22 protein-coding genes and 1 riboswitch are annotated in these 21,372 nt (G+C 64.0%); of the genes, 6 read left to right on the forward strand and 16 right to left on the reverse strand.

Annotated features, from left to right (window positions below; all coding sequences use genetic code 11):
* The first annotated feature begins 48 nt into the window (after positions 1 to 48).
* Positions 49 to 726 carry an XRE family transcriptional regulator gene (locus J5X93_RS23105; protein WP_090346931.1) on the forward strand — a complete coding sequence of 226 codons (678 nt, stop codon included), beginning with the start codon at positions 49 to 51 and terminating at the stop codon, positions 724 to 726.
* Positions 727 to 1,285: 559 nt separating this feature from the next.
* Here the strand turns inward: J5X93_RS23105 and J5X93_RS23110 are convergent.
* Positions 1,286 to 2,491: an RtcB family protein gene (locus J5X93_RS23110; RefSeq protein WP_250034048.1), complete on the reverse strand. Its 1,206-nt coding sequence runs from the start codon at positions 2,489 to 2,491 to the stop codon at positions 1,286 to 1,288.
* A 95-nt stretch (positions 2,492 to 2,586) separates the two neighbouring features.
* Positions 2,587 to 2,728, forward strand: a riboswitch (FMN riboswitch).
* Between the two features lie 79 nt (positions 2,729 to 2,807).
* On the opposite strand from J5X93_RS23110, the gene ribB reads away from it, so the two are divergent.
* Positions 2,808 to 3,458 carry a 3,4-dihydroxy-2-butanone-4-phosphate synthase gene (gene ribB, locus J5X93_RS23115; protein WP_250034050.1) on the forward strand — a complete coding sequence of 217 codons (651 nt, stop codon included), beginning with the start codon at positions 2,808 to 2,810 and terminating at the stop codon, positions 3,456 to 3,458.
* Between the two features lie 132 nt (positions 3,459 to 3,590).
* Here the strand turns inward: ribB and J5X93_RS23120 are convergent, their stop codons facing one another.
* The 3 genes from J5X93_RS23120 to J5X93_RS23130 are packed head-to-tail and all read right to left on the reverse strand — an operon-like array spanning position 3,591 to position 7,258.
* Entirely contained in the window at positions 3,591 to 4,787 is a 1,197-nt protein-coding gene (locus tag J5X93_RS23120) for an SGNH/GDSL hydrolase family protein (RefSeq protein ID WP_250034052.1), read from the reverse strand.
* A 1-nt stretch (position 4,788) separates the two neighbouring features.
* Positions 4,789 to 5,868, reverse strand: coding sequence for an SGNH/GDSL hydrolase family protein (locus J5X93_RS23125; protein ID WP_182816556.1), 1,080 nt, complete (start codon positions 5,866 to 5,868; stop codon positions 4,789 to 4,791).
* Positions 5,855 to 7,258, reverse strand: a complete 1,404-nt coding sequence (locus tag J5X93_RS23130; RefSeq protein WP_250034054.1) for an MBOAT family O-acyltransferase — start codon at positions 7,256 to 7,258, stop codon at positions 5,855 to 5,857. The genes J5X93_RS23125 and J5X93_RS23130 overlap by 14 nt, the downstream gene beginning before the upstream one ends.
* A 243-nt stretch (positions 7,259 to 7,501) precedes the next feature.
* On the opposite strand from J5X93_RS23130, the gene J5X93_RS23135 reads away from it, so the two are divergent.
* From J5X93_RS23135 to J5X93_RS23150, 4 genes are all read left to right on the forward strand, one after another.
* Positions 7,502 to 7,744: an exodeoxyribonuclease VII small subunit gene (locus tag J5X93_RS23135; protein WP_011531978.1), complete on the forward strand. Its 243-nt coding sequence runs from the start codon at positions 7,502 to 7,504 to the stop codon at positions 7,742 to 7,744.
* Complete coding sequence (gene ispA / locus J5X93_RS23140; RefSeq protein WP_090346926.1) at positions 7,741 to 8,628, forward strand: (2E,6E)-farnesyl diphosphate synthase; 888 nt, start codon at positions 7,741 to 7,743, stop codon at positions 8,626 to 8,628. Before J5X93_RS23135 ends, ispA begins: the two co-directional genes overlap by 4 nt.
* 175 nt (positions 8,629 to 8,803) lie before the next feature.
* Positions 8,804 to 10,699 (forward strand): 1-deoxy-D-xylulose-5-phosphate synthase, encoded by a 1,896-nt coding sequence (dxs, locus tag J5X93_RS23145; protein WP_250034056.1) that lies wholly within the window; start codon positions 8,804 to 8,806, stop codon positions 10,697 to 10,699.
* A gap of 108 nt (positions 10,700 to 10,807) precedes the next feature.
* Positions 10,808 to 12,658 carry a TonB-dependent receptor plug domain-containing protein gene (locus J5X93_RS23150; RefSeq protein WP_250034059.1) on the forward strand — a complete coding sequence of 617 codons (1,851 nt, stop codon included), beginning with the start codon at positions 10,808 to 10,810 and terminating at the stop codon, positions 12,656 to 12,658.
* On the opposite strand, the gene J5X93_RS23155 is transcribed toward J5X93_RS23150, so the two are convergent.
* From J5X93_RS23155 to nrdR, 12 genes are all read right to left on the reverse strand, one after another.
* Positions 12,636 to 13,448: a cobalamin-binding protein gene (locus J5X93_RS23155; RefSeq protein WP_250034062.1), complete on the reverse strand. Its 813-nt coding sequence runs from the start codon at positions 13,446 to 13,448 to the stop codon at positions 12,636 to 12,638. The genes J5X93_RS23150 and J5X93_RS23155 overlap by 23 nt on opposite strands.
* The gene (locus tag J5X93_RS23160; protein ID WP_090346923.1) at positions 13,448 to 13,867 is read right to left on the reverse strand and encodes an MFS transporter; all 420 of its coding nucleotides are present in this window, start codon (positions 13,865 to 13,867) and stop codon (positions 13,448 to 13,450) included. Before J5X93_RS23160 ends, J5X93_RS23155 begins: the two co-directional genes overlap by 1 nt.
* Positions 13,864 to 14,478, reverse strand: coding sequence for a GTP cyclohydrolase II (gene ribA, locus J5X93_RS23165; protein WP_043210209.1), 615 nt, complete (start codon positions 14,476 to 14,478; stop codon positions 13,864 to 13,866). The genes J5X93_RS23160 and ribA overlap by 4 nt, the downstream gene beginning before the upstream one ends.
* A 141-nt stretch (positions 14,479 to 14,619) precedes the next feature.
* Complete coding sequence (locus J5X93_RS23170; protein ID WP_043210212.1) at positions 14,620 to 15,369, reverse strand: substrate-binding periplasmic protein; 750 nt, start codon at positions 15,367 to 15,369, stop codon at positions 14,620 to 14,622.
* Between the two features lie 15 nt (positions 15,370 to 15,384).
* A complete protein-coding gene (locus tag J5X93_RS23175; protein WP_043210214.1) occupies positions 15,385 to 15,888 on the reverse strand; it encodes a phosphatidylglycerophosphatase A family protein in 504 nt (167 codons plus the stop codon).
* Entirely contained in the window at positions 15,885 to 16,847 is a 963-nt protein-coding gene (gene thiL, locus J5X93_RS23180; RefSeq protein ID WP_090346922.1) for a thiamine-phosphate kinase, read from the reverse strand. The genes J5X93_RS23175 and thiL overlap by 4 nt, the downstream gene beginning before the upstream one ends.
* An 18-nt stretch (positions 16,848 to 16,865) precedes the next feature.
* On the reverse strand, positions 16,866 to 17,366 hold the full coding sequence (gene nusB, locus J5X93_RS23185) for a transcription antitermination factor NusB (protein ID WP_043210218.1): 501 nt from the start codon (positions 17,364 to 17,366) through the stop codon (positions 16,866 to 16,868).
* Complete coding sequence (gene ribH / locus J5X93_RS23190; protein ID WP_043210219.1) at positions 17,363 to 17,839, reverse strand: 6,7-dimethyl-8-ribityllumazine synthase; 477 nt, start codon at positions 17,837 to 17,839, stop codon at positions 17,363 to 17,365. Before ribH ends, nusB begins: the two co-directional genes overlap by 4 nt.
* 91 nt (positions 17,840 to 17,930) lie before the next feature.
* A complete protein-coding gene (gene ribBA / locus J5X93_RS23195) occupies positions 17,931 to 19,022 on the reverse strand; it encodes a bifunctional 3,4-dihydroxy-2-butanone-4-phosphate synthase/GTP cyclohydrolase II (protein ID WP_043210223.1) in 1,092 nt (363 codons plus the stop codon).
* A gap of 18 nt (positions 19,023 to 19,040) precedes the next feature.
* Positions 19,041 to 19,706 carry a riboflavin synthase gene (locus J5X93_RS23200; RefSeq protein ID WP_043210224.1) on the reverse strand — a complete coding sequence of 222 codons (666 nt, stop codon included), beginning with the start codon at positions 19,704 to 19,706 and terminating at the stop codon, positions 19,041 to 19,043.
* Positions 19,707 to 19,749: 43 nt separating this feature from the next.
* Positions 19,750 to 20,880: a bifunctional diaminohydroxyphosphoribosylaminopyrimidine deaminase/5-amino-6-(5-phosphoribosylamino)uracil reductase RibD gene (ribD, locus tag J5X93_RS23205; protein ID WP_250034065.1), complete on the reverse strand. Its 1,131-nt coding sequence runs from the start codon at positions 20,878 to 20,880 to the stop codon at positions 19,750 to 19,752.
* Positions 20,881 to 20,882: 2 nt separating this feature from the next.
* Complete coding sequence (nrdR, locus tag J5X93_RS23210; protein ID WP_043210325.1) at positions 20,883 to 21,347, reverse strand: transcriptional regulator NrdR; 465 nt, start codon at positions 21,345 to 21,347, stop codon at positions 20,883 to 20,885.
* Positions 21,348 to 21,372: the final 25 nt, after the last annotated feature.

The raw sequence follows: 21,372 nt of genomic DNA on the forward strand, positions 1-21,372 counted from the left end.
CTCCCGGTTCATTCCCGCCCCCGCACCGACTCGCTAGACTCGGCCTCCATGAATACTTCCGGTGACCGTCTCAGAGTCCTCCTCCAGGAGTGCCACCTGACCCCTTCCGACTTTGCCATCCTTCGCGGTGTCACACCCCAGCACGTCAACAACTGGTTCAGGCGCGGCGTGCCCTTGGCCCGGCTGGACGATATCGCCGAACTGTTCTGCGTACATCGGCGCTGGCTGCGCACGGGCGAAGGGCCCAAGCACGTCAATCCACTCGCGAACCCATACCCCTCGCACCTCAACATGGCGCAACCAGCCAATCAAGAAGGGACCTTCATCCGCCTCCCGATCCATCTGCTGCGCAATGGAACGCTCCAGCCCGACGAAGGCAAATACCTGTCGTTTTCCGAACAAATGCTGCAGATGCTGGGCGTTGCCCCAGAAGATGCCGCCTGCATCCCGATGCCCATGACCGGCATCGCTTCGATCATCCCCACCGACGCCACCCTGGTCATCGACCGGAGCCTGACATGGGTCGTGGACGGCGAGACCTACGTGTTGATGCACAATGGCCGCTTGAGGGTTCATCGCCTGAGCCGCGATCGACTGGACAACCTGTACCTGCACGGTCATGAGCCCACAGAGCGTTACACCCCCCGCCAGCGCCAGGCCCAGGGCATGCAGATCCTCGGTTGGGTATTCCACTGGTCATGTTTCAGCCTACGCCGCCCTTGCTGAAACACCCCGGCGCCACTTTTTGCTGGGCAACCCGCGCCAGCCCTAGTATGCTACGCCGCACATTCAGCCCCGGCCGGCGCAAGCCGCGATCCAGAGGGCCTGGCGACGCCTCACACAGCCGTCCGCCATCTCTTTTCAGGCCTTCATGGCCATCCCGTTAAGGCGGTTGCGGCTTACCAAAAATTAGCCAAGACCGTCCCCGAGAAGCCGGCCACAAGCCGGCTTTTTAATTGTCCGCAAATGCTCCTATCCCCTGCGTGACATGGGCGCTGCGGCAATGATCAAGCTCGTGCAGCCAACGGCAACGAGCACCCAGGCCGAAAAAACATGCGACATCCCTGTGCCCCTTCTGATCATCCGATATCCAGTAGGGGCGGGATTAAACCAACAGGTAATCGGGCCGTAGGTAGGTGTTCAGTGGTTTGGGAAGGGTCCTAAAAGCTTCTCTCCGAAAAGAGAACGAGGGGTGCTCGCGATCCTACTTTTTCGCCGGTGGAGGATTCTCCGCACCCAATCAAGGGCTCGGCGCAATCATCATCCGAACCCGCACCTACAAGGCTTAGCCTTTGACACACACCACCTGACGCAAGGTGTGAAGCACTTCCACAAGCTCTCGCTGGGCGTGCATCACCGCATCGATGTCCTTGTAGGCCATCGGGATCTCATCGATCACGTCCTTGTCCTTGCGGCACTCCACGTGCGCCGTGGCCCGCCGCTGGTCCTCGACAGTGAATTGGCTCTTGGCCTTGGTGCGGCTCATCACCCGACCTGCGCCATGGCTGCAGGAGCAGAACGACTCTTCGTTGCCCAGCCCACGCACGATGAAGCTCTTGGCGCCCATGGATCCGGGAATGATACCCAACTGGCCTTTTTGCGCTGACACCGCGCCTTTGCGGGTGACCAATACCTCACGGCCGAAGTGCTGCTCATGCTGCACGTAGTTGTGGTGGCAATTGACCGCCTCGAGATTCGCTTCGAAAGGCTTGCCCAAGACCTTGCGCGTGGTGGCAATCACCGCCTGCATCATCAGCTCGCGGTTGTGCCGTGCGAAGTCCTGGGCCCACTCCACCGCCTCCACGTAGTCTGCAAAATGCCGGCTGCCTTCTTCGAAGTAGGCAAGGTCCTTGTCGGGCAGGTTCGCCAAGTGCTGGCGCATGTCGGCCTGGGCCAGTTCGATGAACAGGTTGCCGATGGCGTTGCCGACACCGCGCGAGCCACTGTGCAGCATGAACCACACGCGGTCGGCCTCATCCAGGCAAACCTCGATGAAATGGTTGCCGCCACCCAGGGTGCCCAGGTGATGGCGATTGTTGGTTTTCTCCAAGCGCGGGTACTTGTCTGTGATCGCCTTGAAACGCGCGGCCAGCCCGCGCCAAGCCTGGTCGACATGGTTAGGCACCGCGTCCCAGGAGCCCTGGTCACGCCGCCCGAAGGTCTTGCCATGGGGCACGGCTTTTTCGATGGCGCTGCGCAGGCCGTGCAGGTTATCCGGCAAGTCACGGGCGTGCAGCGAGGTGCGCGCGGCGATCATGCCGCAACCGATGTCCACCCCCACCGCAGCCGGGATGATCGCCCCGACGGTAGGGATGACACTACCGATGGTCGAGCCCTTGCCCAAGTGCACGTCCGGCATCACCGCAAGGTGCTTGAAGATGAACGGCATGCGCGCGGTATTCATCAGTTGTTTGCGGGCGTCGTCCTCCACCGGCACGCCTTCGGTCCACAGCTTGACCGGCTTGCCGCCGGCGACGTCGAGAATGTCCATGATGTACTGCCTCACAAAAGCCTTGGTGGCCATGATACCGCCGAAGGTCGTACACCGCCGGCTTGCCAGCGGGGTGGCACAGTGGGGTATGCTTGCCCGGTCTTCAGGGCGGGGTGAAAGTCCCCACCGGCGGTAAATCGAAAGATAAGCCCGCGAGCGCCCCGGCCATGCCGGGGGTCAGCAGACCTGGTGAGATTCCAGGGCCGACGGTCATAGTCCGGATGAAAGAAGGCGTCAGGCGGGGGCCATCCGGTGCTCCTGCGCGCGCATTTTATTCGCCCCGAGACGTTCATCGATCATTTACGAGGAGCGTTTCATGTCCACCACGCATCATCCCCAATTCCCCAATGTCACCGCTGCCATCGCCGCCTTCCAGGCCGGGCGTCCTGTGCTGTTGCTCGACGATGACGACCGCGAGGACGAAGCGGACATCATCGCCGCCGCCGAGAACATCTCGCTGCAGACCATGGCCATGATGATCCGCGACTGCAGCGGCATCGTCTGCCTGTGCCTGGACGAAGCCACGGTCGACGCCCTGCAATTGGCGCCGATGGTGCAGAACAACCAGACGCGCCATGGCACCGGCTTCACCGTCAGCATCGAAGCGGCTGAGGGCGTCAGCACCGGCGTGTCCGCCCAGGACCGCATCACCACCATCGAAGCCGCGCTGCGCTCCACTGCCGAGCAGCGCCACATCGTCAGCCCCGGGCATGTGTTCCCGCTGCGTGCGCGCAATGGCGGCGTCCTGACACGTCGTGGCCACACTGAAGGCTCGGTGGACCTGGCACGCCTGGCCGGCCTGCGCCCGGCGGCGGTGCTGTGCGAACTGATGAACCCCGACGGCAGCATGGCCCGGGGCGAGCAGGTGGCGGTCTATGCCCGCCAGTACAACCTGCCGGTGCTGACCATCGAGGAGTTGGCGCGCTATCGCGAGGCGATGGCCGAGCGCGAAGCCGTGCCGGCCTGAGTCAGCGCAACATGCTTGCTGCGCGGCGACTTCTGCGCAGTGAACCCGCTCCCACTAGATCCTAGGCGCTCTCGAGAGCATCGTGGTTTTTGCGGGAGCGGGCCGTCTTCGGCGCTCACAATGCTGCCGCTGTCAGCGCAGCTGCAGCGGCCCTTTCAAGAATTGATACAGCCCCGCCGCGCTTTTGCGATACCCCTCGGCGGTCAGGTGCACCAGATCCGGACGCGCCAGCCCACTCGCTTGCCAGGCCGCGATCGAGCACGGCCCACCCATGTATGCCTGCCAGTCCCAGAACAGCGCCTTGTGCTTCTGCGCGGCCTGGCGCTGGATGCGAATCACCGACGCCAACGGCTGCGGCTGGCGAGCCGTACAGGTGCGAGCCTTGCGATGCTTGATCGAGTCGGGCGGGCCTATCAACAGGATCGCCGCACGCGGCAGCGCCTGGCGCAGTCCGCTGAGGGCCGCGTCCAACTGCGATTGGTAGAGACTCAGGTCGAGGGTGTCATCGAAGGCTTCGTTGGTGCCGTAGGCGAGGATCACCAAGTCCGCTCGCAGGGTCTTGAGGCTCTCCTGCCAACCGGGTTGCCACTTGTTCACCACCTCCAGCCGAGCACCGTTGATGCCCAGGGACGAATAGGTCACGCCGGCGTTCTTCTGGCCCTGGATGTACCAGCCACCCAGTATCACACCTTGACTGTCTTCCACGCCGAGCCGCACCGGCAAGCTCAGATTGGTGAACGCCGGACTGAAGCGCCACTGCCCATTGCTGGCCGGGAGCATGCGCCGCTGGTTGCCATTGGCCACCAGCGTGCTGTTGCCTGCTGCCTGGTACAACGCCGAGATTCGGTAGCGCTGCGTATCGGGGTCGCGGGCCTGAAGCGTCACGCTGGCGTTTGCCAGCACCGGCCGCGACAAGTATCCACCCAGGGGAAACTGGCTGCTCTGCTGATTGCGCGCCGACACCAACTCCCACTGTTGCCGCGCACTGGCGACGATCACCCGGTCGTTGCGGGTTCCCGGCACGGACGATGCCGGTACCAAGCCGATACCTCCATCGCCATAGCGCTGCTGCAACAACCGACGCAGCTCGCCGCTGAACAGGTCGGCGGCGGTATGCGAGTCACCGAACTGGACGATGGAGACGCCCGCTCGATTGGCGCCGCGCAGTTTGTTCGCCAGCAGCGCGATGTTGCCATCCTGACGCGCCGGCTGTGCGGGAATCGTCCTGGCCGCAGGCTGTGCCTGTGCGGCAGCCCCCGCACCGGTGCTGCAGCCTGGCAGGGCGCAGATCAGCAGGGTCAGGCCCAGCAGGTGATGCCATTGGCGCATTTCAATGTCCTGTAACAGTCAAACCCGGGAAGGCGATCAGCGACAGCACCTGTGCTGCGATCATCTTCTGACCGGTGATGGTGAAATGAATGCCGTCGTCGCCCCGCACCTTGACCCGCTGCCCCTCTGGTGTCTGCACTGCATAGGCGAACTGCTCGTCAGGGTAGCCAAGGAACGGGTTGGCCGAGACATAGTGCTGGCCGAACAACGCCGTACGCTCTTGATACAGACCACTGAGGTAAGCCATCGCCGTGGACAGCCGAGGCTGTTCCATATTCGGCGGGCCAACCCAGATCACTTGGACCTTGCGCTGGCGGGCCTGCTCGAGGATCGCGTCGATCCGCGAACGGTAGATCGCCTCCCACTCAGGCGACTTGAAACGCAGGAACGGCTTGCCCTTGCCCTGGGGCATGTCCCAGGGATCGTTCGGCCCCATGAACACGATCATCAGGCGAATGTTCGGATTGGCAGCCAGGGTGTCGGTCACGGTCTTGGGCCAGTTGAAAAACCCCGGGTAGGCGAGGCCGGTGCTTTGCTTGCTAAGGTTGACCGTCTTGATCTGGTAGCGCTTGCGCAGGCTGTTGGCCAGGTGCGGCGCCACGCCCTGCATCAGCGAGTCCCCCACCAGAAAGACTTCATCGCCGGTGGCTAGGCTCGCCAGCGTGCCGGAGGGCGCTACGATCGGCAGCATGGCCTTGGCCGGCGGCACTTGTACCGTGGGCGCTGGCCGAGGCTTGGCAGGCGGAGCGACCGATTGCAGATCCACGGTCACCACCGGCATGGTCGGCGGCAGGACGACAGGCGCCGGGGTCGCGGCCACCTGCGTATTGCGCCGCAGGCTGTCGACAAAGCTGTCGCGTGCGTCTTCCAGTGCCAAGGTAAGGCTTGCGCCCAGGCGCCAGGCAGACGATTGGCCGATGACCGGCAGCTCACAACCTTGGTGGTATTTCTGCTGGCAATACAGCTTGATCGAGTCCTGGTTCAGCCAGCACAGCAGCAGCGTAGCGATGACCAACGCGTAAAGCACCCGGGCAGCGCCCAACTGCGCCTGGAACAACTGTCGGATATCAGAAACTGGCATAGATGAACCCCGGCACGCCCGATTGCGATGCAAAGATCACCAACGACACGAATACCGCCAGCGGCACCGGATACAACGGCCATGGCAGGCGCTGGCTGGCGGCAAAGCCCTGGCGCAAGATCGCCAGCCACTGTGGATAAGTCGCCACGCACAACACGCAGCCAAGCACCGCCAAACCCGTGGAGGACGACAATCCGGCGATGCTCACCTGGGCGACATTGCCGAGCATTTCCCAGGCGCCCTCGAGTGTCGTACTGCGGAAGAACACCCAGGCGAATGCCACATAGTGGAAGGTCAGCAATCGCGCAGCCAGCCCTGCCCCCGGCAGTGCCTTGGCCCCAGGCAGCAGTTGATCGAACAGCTTGTAGACCGCCAGCCCCACACCATGAAGCGCGCCCCAGAGAATGAAGTTCAGGCTCGCACCATGCCAAAGGCCGGACACCAACATGGCCAGCAACATGTTCAGGTTGCCGCGCCACACGCCCTGGCGATTGCCGCCCAAGGGGATGTAGACATAGTCACGGATGAAGCGCGACAAGCTGATATGCCAACGCCCCCAGAATGCCTTGAGGTTGTGCGCCGCATAGGGCGCGTTGAAGTTCTCCGGCAGGCGAAAACCCAGCAGCAGGGCGATGCCGGTCACCAGGTTGGTGTAACCGCTGAAGTTGAAATAGATCAGGAAGCTGTAGCCATACACACTCAGCAACACCTGCTCGGGCGTGAAGCTGCCGGGCGTGTCGAACACCGGATCCACCCATTCGCTGGCCAGCCAACCACCGAGTAAAAACACTTTGACCACTGCCAGGGCAATCAGCCCCAAGGCCCGCTGGGGCTCCAGCACTTGGCGGATCGCAGTTGGACAGATCTGGGGCAGCATGTCCAGGGCACGGTTGACCGGGCCAGCCACAAGGCTTGGGAAGAATGCCAGGTACAACGCAAGATTCAGTGGCGCGGCTGGCGCCAGCTCGCACCGGTTGATCGACACCAAGTAACTCACCGAATGGAAGATGTAGAACGACATGCCAATCGGCACCAGCACTTCCAGCACCGGCAAGGACACGCGCCATCCCGACTGGGCAAGGGCGGCCTGCACGCCTTCGACGAAGAACGCTTGGTACTTGAATAGGTAGAAGCAGCCCAGCACCAACCCCAGCAACAAAGCCCGGCTGAACCAGCGCCCCGGGTAACGCGCCGCCAGCAACCCGAGCAGGTACACCAGCACGCTGTAACCCAGCAGTATGTAGAGCGACTGCAGGCTGTAACTCGCCACCAGCCCATAGCTGGCCGCCAGCAGCAGCACGTTCTGCAGACGTATGCTCCAGCACAGGCTCCAATAGACAATGAAGAACAGCGTGAAGCAGAGGCCGAATTCGATCGAAAGGAAGCTCACAACGTAATCCGTTACGTGACATCGAGTAGGAGAGATGCCGACGGTTTGTAGGCCGCGGCGCAGAGCGCGCGGGATTATGGCAGAGGGCCAAAACGCTCACAATCTGAGCGCTTTGCAATTTGCAAGCTGCCGCCTCCGACACAAATGCAACAAAATGCGACGAATGATTACCCTCCCCGGTTTGCTCCCCCTGCCCCGCTCTGCTAGTGTCGCGCCGTTCTGAATGCCACCGAGACAGTCGCCATGGCCCGCAAAAAAGCCTCCATCGATTTCGAGCAATCCCTCGCCGACCTGCAAGCCTTGGTTGAGCGCCTGGAGAACGGCGAGTTGTCGCTGGAAGAGTCGCTGGCCGCCTTCGAACAAGGCATTGCCTTGACCCGTGACTGCCAGGGCGCCCTGGCACAGGCCGAACAGAAGGTGCAGATCCTGCTCGAACGCGATGGCGAACTGGCGGCCCAGCCTTTCGATGCGGAGCCCGAAGCATGATCAGCGCCTACCAGGCCAACTGCCAGGCACGTGTCGATGCTGCGCTCGAACCGCTGTTCCAGGCGCCTTCCAAGGAGCTCGAACGCCTCTACGCCGCCATGCGCTACAGCGTGATGAACGGCGGCAAGCGCGTACGCCCACTGCTGGCCTACGCTGCCTGCGAGGCCTTCGGTGCCCCGGCCGAGCAGGCCAATGGCGCCGCCTGCGCTGTGGAGCTGATCCACGCTTATTCACTGGTGCATGATGACCTGCCGGCCATGGACGACGACGACCTTCGTCGTGGCCAGCCCACCACTCACAAAGCCTTTGACGAGGCCTGCGCCATTCTGGCCGGCGACGGCCTGCAGAGCCTGGCCTTCAGCGCCCTGCTCGATGCGCGCCTGAGCCCTCAGGACGACGCCACTCGCCTGGCCATGGTCCAGGCTCTGGCCAAGGCTGCTGGGCCAGCGGGCATGGTCGGCGGTCAGGCCATCGACCTGGGCTCGGTGGGCCTCAAGCTCGACCAGCGCGCCCTTGAATACATGCACCGGCACAAGACTGGCGCCCTGATCGAAGCCAGCGTGCGCCTTGGCGCCCTGGCCAGCGCCCGCGCCAGCCAAGCGCAGCTCGAGGCCTTGCAACGTTATGCACAGGCCATTGGCCTGGCCTTTCAGGTGCAGGACGACATCCTCGACGTGGAGAGCGACACCGCCACCCTCGGTAAACGCCAGGGGGCCGATATCGCCCGCGACAAACCGACCTACCCGGCCCTGCTCGGCCTGGAAGCGGCCAAGGCCTACGCGCTCGAGCTGCGCGACCAGGCGCTGGCAGCACTCGAAGGCTTCGGTGACAGCGCAGCCCCCCTTCGCGCATTGGCCCGCTACATCGTCGAACGTCGCCACTGAAACCCTGACACCTCGACTGTGAGAGCCGGCTAGCCCGCAAATGCGATGCTCAATTGACCTGCGCATTCGCGGGTGAGCCGGCCCGCACAGGGGGCATGCAACCTGCGTCTGAATGGGCAGTAATTCCTACAATGGGGTAAACTGCCGCGTCTTCACATCTATAACGACTCGCCTGATGCCCACGACGTTTCAAGAGATCCCCCGCGAACGCCCGGTCACGCCGCTGCTGGACCGCGCCGACACGCCTGCCGGCCTGCGCCGGTTGGCTGAAGCCGACCTGGAGACCCTGGCCGACGAGCTGCGCCAGGAGCTGCTCTATACCGTTGGTCAGACCGGTGGGCATTTCGGCGCCGGCCTGGGCGTCATCGAGCTGACGATCGCCCTGCACTACGTCTTCGACACGCCGGACGACCGTCTGGTCTGGGACGTGGGCCATCAGGCCTACCCGCACAAGATCCTCACCGGCCGCCGCCAACGTATGCTCAGCCTGCGCCAGAAGGACGGTATCGCCGCCTTCCCGCGGCGCAGCGAGAGCGAGTACGACACCTTTGGTGTCGGCCACTCCAGCACGTCGATCAGTGCCGCATTGGGCATGGCCATTGCCGCCCGCCTGCAGAACGACCCACGCAAGTCGATCGCGGTGATCGGTGACGGCGCGCTGACCGCCGGCATGGCCTTCGAGGCGTTGAACCACGCCCAGGAAGTCGACGCCGACATGCTGGTGATCCTCAACGACAACGACATGTCGATCTCGCGCAACGTGGGCGGCCTGTCCAACTACCTGGCCAAGATCCTGTCCAGCCGCACCTACGCGAGCATGCGCGAGGGCAGCAAGAAGGTCCTGTCGCGCCTGCCCGGCGCCTGGGAAATCGCCCGCCGCACCGAGGAATACGCCAAAGGCATGCTGGTGCCCGGCACCTTGTTCGAGGAACTGGGCTGGAACTACATCGGCCCTATCGACGGCCACGACCTGCCGACCCTGATTGCCACTCTGCGCAACATGCGTGACCTCAAGGGCCCGCAGTTCCTGCACGTGATCACCAAAAAAGGCAAAGGCTTCGCCCCGGCCGAAGTGGACCCGATCGGCTACCACGCCATCACCAAGCTCGAACCTGCCGACAAACCGGTCGCACCGAAGAAGGTCAGCGGGCCGAAGTACTCGGCGGTGTTCGGCCAATGGCTGTGCGACATGGCCGCGGCCGACAATCGCCTAGTGGGCATCACCCCCGCAATGAAGGAAGGCTCGGACCTGGTGGCCTTCAGCGAACGCTACCCGGAGCGCTACTTCGACGTGGCGATTGCCGAGCAGCACGCGGTCACCCTGGCCGCAGGCATGGCCTGCGAAGGTGCCAAGCCGGTGGTGGCGATCTACTCCACCTTCCTGCAGCGTGCCTATGACCAGTTGATCCACGATGTGGCGGTACAGAACCTCGACGTGCTGTTCGCCATCGACCGCGCAGGCTTGGTCGGCGAAGACGGCCCGACGCACGCGGGCAGCTTCGACCTCTCGTACCTGCGTTGCATCCCGGGCATGCTGGTGATGACCCCAAGCGACGAGAACGAACTGCGCAAGATGCTCAGCACCGGCCACCTGTACAACGGCCCGGCGGCAGTGCGCTACCCTCGTGGTACCGGCCCCAATGCACCGATCAGCGGCGACCTGGAGCCGCTTCCAATCGGCAAGGGCGTGGTTCGCCGCAAAGGCGAGAAAGTCGCCCTGCTGGTGTTCGGTGTGCAACTGGCCGAGGCCATGAAGGTCGCCGACGGCCTCAACGCCACCGTGGTCGACATGCGCTTCGTCAAACCCTTGGATGAGGCCTTGGTGCTGGAACTGGCCGCCCACCATGATCTGCTGGTGACCATCGAAGAGAACGCCATCATGGGCGGTGCGGGGGCTGCGGTCAGTGAGTTCCTGACCCAGGAAGCCGTGCTCAAGCCGATGCTGCACCTGGGCCTGCCGGACATTTACGTCGAACACGCCAAGCCTGCGCAGATGCTGGCCGAGTGCGGGCTCGATACCGCCGGTATCGAAGCCTCGGTGAAGGCCCGGATGGCCAAGCTCGGCCTGTAAGCCTTTACGCTGTCTGATTGACGCATTCGCGGGCAAGCCCCGCTTCCACAGGGTTGCTCTCAAGCCCTAGGGAAGCGGGGCTTGCCCGCGAATGTTATGGAACTACCGATGAAGATTTCGTCCCTCGCCACTGCAGTTTTCTGCCTGCCCACCGCCTTGCTGGCCGCCGAACCGGATCGCGACGATGCCCTCAAACTCCCCGACGTGCTGATCAGCGCCAGTCGCCAGGTCGAGTCGCGCAGCGCCACCAGCGCCGCGAATACCGTGTTCACCCGTCACGACATTGATCGCCTGCAACCCTCCAATGTCACCGACCTGCTGACCCGTGTGCCTGGCGTTCAGGTAGCGCCCACCGGTGGACGCGGCAGCCTGCCAGGGATCTTCATCCGCGGCACCAAGGCGGCCCAGACCCTAGTGCTGGTCGATGGCGTGCGCATCGCCAATGCCACATCCGGGGACAGCGCCCTGCAATACCTGGACGTCGACCAGATCGAGCGGGTCGAAGTGCTGCGCGGGTCACGCTCGGCGATCTATGGCAGCGATGCCATTGGCGGGGTCATCCAGATTTTCACCCGTCGCGGCACAGGTCCTGGCCTGCAACCACGCCTGCGCCTGGCGGCGGGCAGCAACCAGAGCTTCCAGCGCAGCCTCGGGCTCTCCGGCGGCAGCGAGGCGACCCGCTTCAACCTCGGCGCCAGCCTGGATGAGACGGCAGGCATCGATTCGACCGGGCCATCCTTTGCCAGCGACGCGGATCATGACGCCTACCGCAACAAGTCATTCAACCTGAGTCTAAGCCACACCTTCAGCGAACGTTTCGAGACAGGGCTGAATGTGCTCGATAGCCGTGGACGCCGCGAGTACGACGAGCCTCGTGGTTTCAGCGCACAAGAGCCCTATTCGGACTTTTCCGTCAGCAGCATCGGCAGCTATCTGGACGCTCAGGTCAGCGAGGGATGGAATAGTCGGCTGGAGTTGGCCCATAGCGAGAATCGCGACGAAAGCCGCGACAAACTCGCCGGGACCCGCTATCCATTCAATACCTACCGCGACCAAGCCACCTGGCAGAACGACCTGACACTGGATGACCGCAACAGCCTGCTGCTGGGAGGCGACTGGTACGAAGATCGTGTCCATGCCAGTGCCGATTTCACCGAAGACAGCCGCTGGAACCGCGCCGCCTTCGCCCAGCACCGATTCCGTGGCGAATACTTTTCCACCGAGCTTGGCGTACGTCATGACCGCAACCAGCAGTTCGGCGGCCAGACCAGCTGGAGCGGTAGCCTGACAGTACCGCTCAACGTGAATAACGATGTGCTGCTCTCGTACAGCGAAGGTTTTCGGGCACCGACTTTCAACGACCTGTACTTCCCGGGCTACAACAATCCGGATCTCAAGCCTGAACGTTCCAAGAGTTACGAGCTGCAATGGCGCAGCCAGCTGAGCGAGCGCAGTAAGCTGGAAGCCTCGCTGTATCGCACCGACCTGCAGGACGCTATCAACTACAGCGTACGCCCGGAGAATGTCGATTCCGCGCGGGTCAATGGTTTCGAGATGGCCCTGAGCCAGGACTGGGACGGCTGGACCTCCCAACTGGGCCTCTCGCTAATCGATCCACGCGACCGCGACAGCGGCCACACCCTCTCCCGCCGTGCCCGGCGTACTGTGAGCCTGGACCTCGATCGGCAGTTCGAACGTTTCGCGCTAGGCGCCAGTTGGCAGGCGGTCAGCAGCAGCTACAACGATGAAGCGAACACCGACACTATTGGCGGATACGGTCTACTGGGACTGCGCGGCAGCTGGGCAGCTACCAATGAGGTGAAGTTCGACCTGAAGCTGGACAACCTATTGGACAAGCAATACAGCCGCACCCATTACAACTATGAGGGCGCCAACTACGGGTATCGCGAAGAAGGCCGCACCTGGCTGCTGAGCGTCACCTGGACACCGGTGCTTTAGCCTCCAGCAACGCGCACAAACGTGCCGTGGCGTCGATCATCTGACCGCTGGGGCGCTCCAGGCCTTTGTCGGGCACCACCAGCAGGCGGTCGGCCTTCACCGCACTGAGCGTACGCCAGGCCTTCCAGCTCGCCAGTTGCGCCGGATCACCGGCCAGGATCACGTCAGGATCGCGCAACAGTACGGCCTCCACGCTCACCTGTGGTGCAGGCTGGGGAAGGTCGGCGAACAGGTTGCTGGCACCGCAAACCGTCAAAGCGTCGCTGACGATCTGCCGCCCGCCGAGGGTGTACAGCGGTTTGTCCCAAACCTGGTAGAACACTCGCAGCGGTCGTTCACGATGGTACTGCTCGCGCAAGCTGCGCATCCGCTCACGCAGGGCCTGTGCGTATTGCCGGCCTTGCTCCGCTCGGCCGACCCGCTGTCCGATGGTTTCGATCTGCCCGATGAGTTGGTCGATATCCTTGGGTTCACCGACGAACGTCGCGATCCCAAGGTGCCTGAGTTGATCGCGCTGGGCCGGGGCCACGCTGTCGGGCCACAGCAGCAACAGATCAGGCTTGAGGCTGAGCAGGCGCTCCATGTCCAATTGCCCATGGCGTCCCACCGATGGCAGGCCAGACAACGCCGCAGGCCGCTCACCGCCATCAAGCACACCCACCAGCAAGTCCTCGGCGTGCAGTTCGAGCATGATTTCGCTCATTGAGGGCGCCAGGCTGATGACCCTTGGCCTGTCTTCGGCCAGGGCGCCGAAGGCCAGCAGGGCCAACAGGCAGAGAAGTACGCGCATCAGCCCAGCTGGCGAGGGATGCGGTAGAGGTAGAGCAGTACCACCGTGGAAAGCGCCAGCAGCACCTGAGGCACTGTCTCCAGGCCCACCAGCACCGACAGCGCCGCTACCCAGGCCGGGAAGCAGGCGAACAGCATGGCCATGCGCCGCACCTGGGCCAGTACGATCCAGGCCTGCGGCTCCTCCGGCGAACCCAGCGCCTTGGACGTCGCGATCAAGGCGCGCTTATACGCGCCAAAGCGCGGCAGGCTGAGGAACATGGTCGCAGCACCGGCAATGAACAGGGGCATCGCCAAGACGGGAATCAAGGCATCGCCGCCGCCAAAGGCCCAGGCCATCACTGGCAACGGCACCAGGCCCACCGCCAGGTATTGCCACCAGGCCAGCGCCAGGCGCCGCTTCACCTGGCCGCGGGTCACGCCTGGGGCTCGCCCTGGTGCTCGTTGCCCATCATGTGGCCGAGCTTGCCGGCCTTGGTGGCCAGATAGTGACGGTTGTGCGGGTTGTGCCCAGTGTGCAGCGGGACGCGCTCGGCGACCTTGATGCCCATGTCGGTCAGTGCCTTGACCTTGCGCGGGTTGTTGGTCATCAGACGCAGTGACTGCACGCCCAGGTGTTCGAGCATCGGCAGGCACATCGCGTAGTCGCGCTGGTCCGCAGCAAAGCCCAGGCGTTCGTTGGCTTCGACGGTATCGGCGCCACCGTCCTGGAGTTCATAGGCGCGGATCTTGTTCAACAGGCCGATCCCGCGACCTTCCTGGCGCAGGTACAGCAGCACGCCACGGCCTTCGCGGGCGATGGCCTGCAGGGCGGCCTCCAGTTGCGAGCCGCAGTCGCAGCGCTGACTGAACAGCGCATCGCCGGTCAGGCATTCGGAATGCAGGCGCCCCAGCACCGGCTGACCATCGGCGATATCACCCAGGCTGAGCACCACGTGCTCGCGGCCCGTGGCTTCATCGAGAAAACCATGCATGGTGAAGATCGCGAAGGGAGTCGGGAGTTTCGAGGCGGCGACAAAGACGACGGGCACGTTGTGCTCCTAAAAGTAGGCAATTTTCAATGGCCCGATTGTATCAGCAGGCTGCAGAGCATGCGCAGGCTGAATATCGCCGCTTAAGATCGAAAAGTTCGATGTTCAGACGCCGGCGCTCTCACAGCGTCTCACGCCATATCAGTACGGCTGGCTCTCTGGCGTGAAAGGGTACGGCTGCTGCCAGCGCTCGAAAATAGGCTTGAGCTCTCCGCTGCGCACCAGTTCCTGCATGCGCCGGTCGAACAGTTCGCTCAGCGCCTTGGCCTTGTCGTTGCGAGCGAAGGCAAGGTACAGCGGCAGCTCTGCAACATGGGTACGACGCCAGCGGTCAGGATCAGATGCCCGGTCCAAGACATAGTCGACCTCGGTCAAGGCATCGATGTAGAAGTCCACACGATCGTGCTCGAGCATCGGCAGGATACCTTCGCGGCGCTGGACCTCGCGGTACCTTTTGACATGAGGCAGGTAGTTCTGGAACTCATAGCCGCGTACCCAGGCCAGCCGGTACTGGCCGATGCTCTCGGGCGTCGGCACAGGCTTGCTGACCAGGCCCAGGGCATAGATGTGATCCACATCGAAATGCCAGCGGGGATAGAGGTTGTCGTCGTTTTCCTCGTGGTAGGAGCCCACCCAGGCATCGGCTTCGCCGCGCTTGACCAACCCTACCGCCCGGCTGTAAGGCGCGCTCTGGGTCAGTACCTTCACGCCTGCGGGCTCGAAGACCTTGCGCAGCACATCCCACGCCACGCCGGTGCCATCGGCGTTGGTGTAGTCGAGCCACTCTTCGCTGACCAGATGGATCTGCCTGGGCAGGCTTTCAGCCATGACCGCGCTCGCCCCTGGGCCAAGCAGCAACACCATTGCCAGCAGCACCGTCCTTATGCCCATGACCCACTCCTTAAGTCAGGCAACCACCCATACCAACACCTGCATGCCCAGCCAGGCGAACACACCAGCCAGGATGTCGTCGAGCATGATTCCGACACCGCCGTGCACGTGACGGTCGACCCAGCGGATCGGCCACGGCTTGAGGATGTCGAAGAAGCGGAACATCAAGAACCCCGCCAATAGCCATTGCCAGCCTTCTGGCACCAGCCACAGGGTGATCCACATCCCGACCATCTCGTCCCAGACAATGCCCTCATGGTCGTGCACCCGCAAGTCATTGGCGACTTTGCCGCACAGCCAGAAGCCAAACAGCATGGTGATGCCCAGCAATAGCCAGTAACCCCAGTCCGGCAGCATCTGCCACAGCGGGATGAACGGCAAGGCGACCAGCGAGCCCCAGGTGCCGGGCGCCTTGGGCAAAGTGCCGGAACCGAAGCCAAAGGCAATGAAATGCCAGGGGTTGCGCCAGACCGAAGGCGGAACGAACTCCGCAGGCACCTGGTTGGGGTGGTCGGTCACGGTGTCTCCCTAAAATGTTGATAGCCCCGTTGCGTCGGGGTGATGTCCTGGCCCTGCCGGTCGCGCAGGCTCACACCCTGCCCTTCGCGCACGCGGCCGATGACATGGATGACGCCCGTTTCAGGCAAGGATGAAAGAAGTGCTTCAGGCAGGGTGAACGCCAGTACGTAGTCGTCACCGCCGGTGAGCGCGGCGTACAGGGCCGCCTCGCGCCCCAGAAAGGCTTCCAGGGCCGGCGAGACGGGCACCTGCTCGGCGTTCACCTCCAAGGCAACGCCCGAAGCCTTGGCAATGTGGCCGCAGTCGGCGAGCAGCCCATCGGAGATATCCAGTGCTGCCGTGGCCCGACCGCGCAGCTGCCGGCCCAAGACAAGCTGAGGTATCGGCGACCAGTAGTGGGCAAGCAGCGGCTCGGCGACCTCGACGGGCGCCTGGCGCTGGCCCAGCACCAGCGGCAAGGCACCTGCGGCATTGCCCAGATGACCGCCGACACACAGCAAATCGCCCGGCCGGGCGCCGCTACGGCGCAGGGCCTGCCCGGCGGGCACTTTGCCGAACACGGTGACGGTGATGCTCAAGGGGCCGCGGGTGGTGTCGCCGCCGATCAGGCTGACACCGCATCGGTGGGCCATGAGGTTGAGGCCGTCGGCAAACTGCCTGAGCCAGTCGGCGCCAACCCCGGGCAATGTCAGGGCCAGGGTGACACCGATCGGGTCGGCGCCCATGGCCGCCAAGTCGCTGACGGCTACCGCCAGGGAACGCTGGCCAAGTAGCAGTGGGTCGCAGGCCGCAGGGAAATGCACGCCTTCGACCAGGGTGTCGGTGGACACCGCCAACTGCTCGCCGACCGGTAGTTCCAGCAGGGCGCAGTCGTCACCGATGCCGAGGACCACACCTTCGCCGCCCTGCGCACAGGACGCGGCAGCGAAGTAATGGCGGATCAGCTCGAACTCACCCATGGTCGGAAAGCGCCGCGATCAGCGCTTGTTCGCCTTGACTTCCGCGTCACGCAGCGTCGGAGCCAGCTTGTCCAGCACACCGTTGACGAACTTGTGACCATCCGTGGCACCGAAGACCTTGGCCAGTTCCACGCCTTCGTTGATCACGACGCGGTACGGCACGTCGACGCGCTTGATGAACTCCCAGGTGGACAGGCGCAGCACCGCGAGCTCGACCGGATCGAGTTCCTCAAGCGGCAGGTCCAGGCACGGAGCCAGGGCCTTGTCGATCTCGCCCTTGATTGCCGGAACCCCGTGCAGGATCTCGCGGAAATAGGCGCCATCGATATCGGAGAAATCGTTGTCGACCCGGAACTGAGCCTCAATTTCGTTCAGCGAATGCTGGGCCATGTGCCACTGATACAGCGCCTGGGTCGCGAGCTTGCGGGCTTCGCGGCGCTTGGCGCTCTTCGAGGGCTTGCCGGCATCCGCCGCGCGTGGCTCGCGCGGGTTGAAACGATCGCTTTCGTCGCTAATCACTTGGCCTCCAACTGCGCCAGCAGGCTGACCATTTCCAGGGCGGACAGGGCAGCTTCGGCACCTTTGTTGCCGGCCTTGGTGCCGGAACGCTCGATGGCTTGCTCGATGGAGTCGACGGTCAGAACACCGAAGGCCACCGGAACACCGAACTCCATGGACACCTGGGCCAGGCCCTTGGTGCACTCGCCCGCCACGTATTCGAAGTGCGGGGTACCGCCGCGGATCACCGCGCCCAGGGCGACGATCGCGTCGTATTCGCCTTGTTGGGCGACTTTCTGTGCAACCAGCGGGATCTCGAAGGCGCCCGGGGCACGAATGATGGTGATGTCGCTTTCGCTGACGCCATGGCGTACCAGGGCATCAACGGCACCGCTCACCAGGCTTTCGACGACGAAGCTGTTGAAGCGGCCAACCACCAAAGCATAGCGACCTTTGGGGGCGATGAAGGTACCTTCGATGGTCTTCAGGGTCATTCCGGTGTTCTCATCTTAAAGAGCGAGGCCGCGCACACGCGGCCTGCGGGAGGGTTTGGACACGAGCGGCAGGACGACAGTTACGCCTGTGTCACTCGGAGGGCACGTATTCTACAACTTCCAGATCGAATCCGGATATCGCGTTGAACTTCATCGGCGAGCTCATCAGGCGCATCTTGCGCACCCCCAGGTCACGCAGGATCTGCGAGCCGGCACCGACGGTGCTGTAGGTGGTCGGGGTCTTGGGCTGGGCGTCACCGGCGCTTTCACGGATGTGCGCCAGCAGCACGTCACCATCCAGCGGGTGGCCCAGCAGCAGTACCACGCCACTGCCGGCCTCGGCCACGGCACTCATCGCTGCACGCAAGCTCCAGCGGCCCGGTTGCTTGACCATCAGCAGGTCACGCAGCGGGTCCATGTTGTGCACGCGCACCAGGGTCGGCTCCTCGGCGCAGATGGTGCCCAGGGTCAGGGCCATATGCACATCGCCCTCCACCGCGTCGCGGTAGGTGACCAGATTGAACTGACCCAGCTCGCTGTCCAGCGGCTGCTCGGCGATGCGCTGCACGGTGCGCTCGTGGATCATGCGGTAGTGGATCAGGTCGGCGATGGTGCCGATCTTCAGGCCGTGCTCGGCGGCGAAGGCCTCGAGTTCCGGGCGACGGGCCATGGTGCCGTCGTCGTTCATAACTTCGCAGATCACACCGCTGGGCTCGAACCCAGCCATGCGCGCCAGGTCGCAGGCCGCTTCGGTGTGCCCGGCGCGGGCCAGGGTGCCGCCGGCCTGGGCCATCAGCGGGAAGATATGGCCTGGGCTGACGATGTCGTCGGCCTTGGCATCGCGAGCGGCGGCCACCTGCACGGTGCGCGCGCGGTCGGCGGCGGAGATGCCGGTGGTGACGCCTTCGGCCGCTTCGATCGATACGGTGAACTTGGTACCGAAGCCCGAACCGTTGCGTGGCGCCATCAGCGGCAGCTTGAGCGTTTCGCAGCGCTCGCGGGTCATCGGCATGCAGATCAGGCCACGGGCGTGCTTGGCCATGAAGTTGATGTGCTCGGCCTGGCAGCACTCGGCGGCCATGATGATGTCGCCTTCGTTCTCACGGTCTTCGTCGTCCATGAGAATGACCATTTTGCCCTGGCGGATGTCTTCCACCAGCTCTTCGATGCTGTTGAGCGCCACTCGGCACCCCCTTCTCAATCAGGATTTCAGGTAGCCGTTGGCGGCCAGGAAGCTTTCGGTGATGCCACTGCCCTTGCTCGACTCGGCAGCCTTGTCGCCCAGCAGCAGACGCTCCAGGTAACGGGCCAGCAGGTCGACCTCAAGGTTGACCCGACGACCTGCGCGGTAGTCGGCCATGATGGTTTCGGACAGGGTGTGCGGGACGATGGTCAGCTCGAACTCAGCGCCATCGACCTCATTGACCGTCAGGCTGGTGCCGTCGACGGTGATCGACCCTTTGTGGGCGATGTACTTGGCCAGCTCCTTGGGCGCACGCACGCGGAACTGGATAGCGCGCGCGTTATCGCTGCGCGAAATGATCTCGCCGACGCCGTCGACGTGGCCGCTGACCAGATGACCGCCCAGGCGGGTGGTGGGGGTCAGGGCTTTTTCCAGGTTGACCCGGCTGCCACTCTTGAGATCGACCATGGCGGTGCGCTTGAGCGTTTCGACGCTGACATCGGCCCAGAAGCCGTCACCTGGCAGTTCCACGGCCGTCAGGCAGACGCCGTTGACGGCGATGCTGTCGCCGAGCTTGACGTCGGCCAGGTCAAGCTTGCCGGTCTCTACATAGACGCGCACGTCACCGCCTTTGGGCGTCAGGCTGCGGATGGTGCCGATGGATTCGATGATGCCGGTGAACATGGTGTCCTCCTCGGGAACAGGGCTGCGCGTGGCAAGCCAGGCATTATACGCCGGACGCCGGCAAGGGAATGGCCGTGATCCGCCAGTCATCGCCGACTGCGCGCACCTCGGTGATTTTCAGACGCGGGGCCTCGCTCATCTTTGCCAGCGGCCAGTCCAGCAGCGGGCGAGCACTGCTGCCCAGGAAGGTGCCAGCGACGAACAACTGGAACTCATCCACCAAACCCAGGCTCGCGAAGGCGCCGACCAGGCCAGCGCCGGCCTCCAGCAGGATTTCGTTGACACCACGGGTAGCCAGGGCGCGCAGCAAGGCTGGGAGATCGACCCTGCCATGCTCGCCTGGCAGGCTCAGCAGTTCGTGGCCAGCCTGGGCGTAGCGAGGGTCGGCGGCGACGGCGGTCACCACCAGGGCCGGGCCGGCCTGGAAGAACGGAGCGTCCAGCGGCAGACGCAAGCGTCCGTCGATCAGGACACGCAATGGCGGACGTGCCAGGGCCAGGGCGGTGGTGTCTGGGTCCAAGCCCAGTTCGGCGCCGCGCACGGTCATGCGGGCGTTGTCGGCCAGCACGCTTTCGGCGCTGGTCAGCACCACGCTGGAACGGGCGCGAAGGCGCTGTACCGCGGCGCGCGCTGCAGGGCCGGTGATCCACTGGCTCTCGCCGCTGGCCATGGCAGTGCGACCGTCCAGGCTCATGGCGAGCTTGGCCCGTACGAATGGCAGCCCATGCTCCATGCGCTTGAGAAAGCCCGGATTGAGCGCCCGGGCCTCAGTCTCGAGCACGCCGCTGCTGACCTCGATGCCGACCTCGGCCAAGCGACGCAGGCCTTTGCCTGCCACCTGCGGGTTGGGGTCCTGCATCGCCGCCACGACCCGGGCCACGCCAGCCTGCACCAACGCCTCGGCGCATGGGGGGGTGCGGCCATGGTGGCTGCAAGGCTCGAGCGTCACGTAGGCACACGCACCTCGTGCGCGCTCGCCGGCCTGGCGCAGGGCATGGACTTCGGCATGGGGTTCGCCGGCTCGCACGTGCCAGCCTTCGCCGACCACCTCGCCGTCCCGCACGATCACACACCCCACACGCGGATTGGGATGGGTGCTGTACAGGCCCTTGCGGGCCAATTCCAGGGCTCGCGCCATGTAGTGGGCATCGAGGATGGCGGTTTGGCTTGGCATGGTCATTCTTTGGCGGGCTCTCGGGCCAGGCGGTCGATTTCTTCGCGGAACTCGTCCAGATCCTGGAAGCGCCGGTAGACCGATGCGAAACGGATGTAGGCGACTTCGTCGAGCTTGCGCAGCTCGGCCATCACCAGTTCGCCCACCACCAGCGACTTGACCTCGCGCTCACCGGTGGCGCGTAGCTTGTGCTTGATGTGCGCCAGCGCCGCTTCCAGGCGCTCGACACTGACCGGACGTTTTTCCAGCGCTCGCTGCATGCCAGCGCGCAGTTTTTCTTCATCGAAGGGCTGGCGGGTGCCGTCCTGCTTGATCAGCCGGGGCAAGACCAGCTCGGCGGTCTCGAAGGTGGTGAAGCGCTCGCCGCAGGCGACGCATTCACGGCGGCGGCGCACCTGTTCGCCCTCGGCGACCAGGCGCGAGTCGATGACCTTGGTGTCGTTGGCACCGCAAAAGGGACAGTGCATGGTGGCAGGCAACAAAAAAAGGGAG

The sequence above is a fragment of the Pseudomonas sp. BYT-1 genome, assembly GCF_023611805.1.
In the GTDB taxonomy this organism is placed as follows: Bacteria; Pseudomonadota; Gammaproteobacteria; order Pseudomonadales; family Pseudomonadaceae; genus Aquipseudomonas; species Aquipseudomonas guariconensis.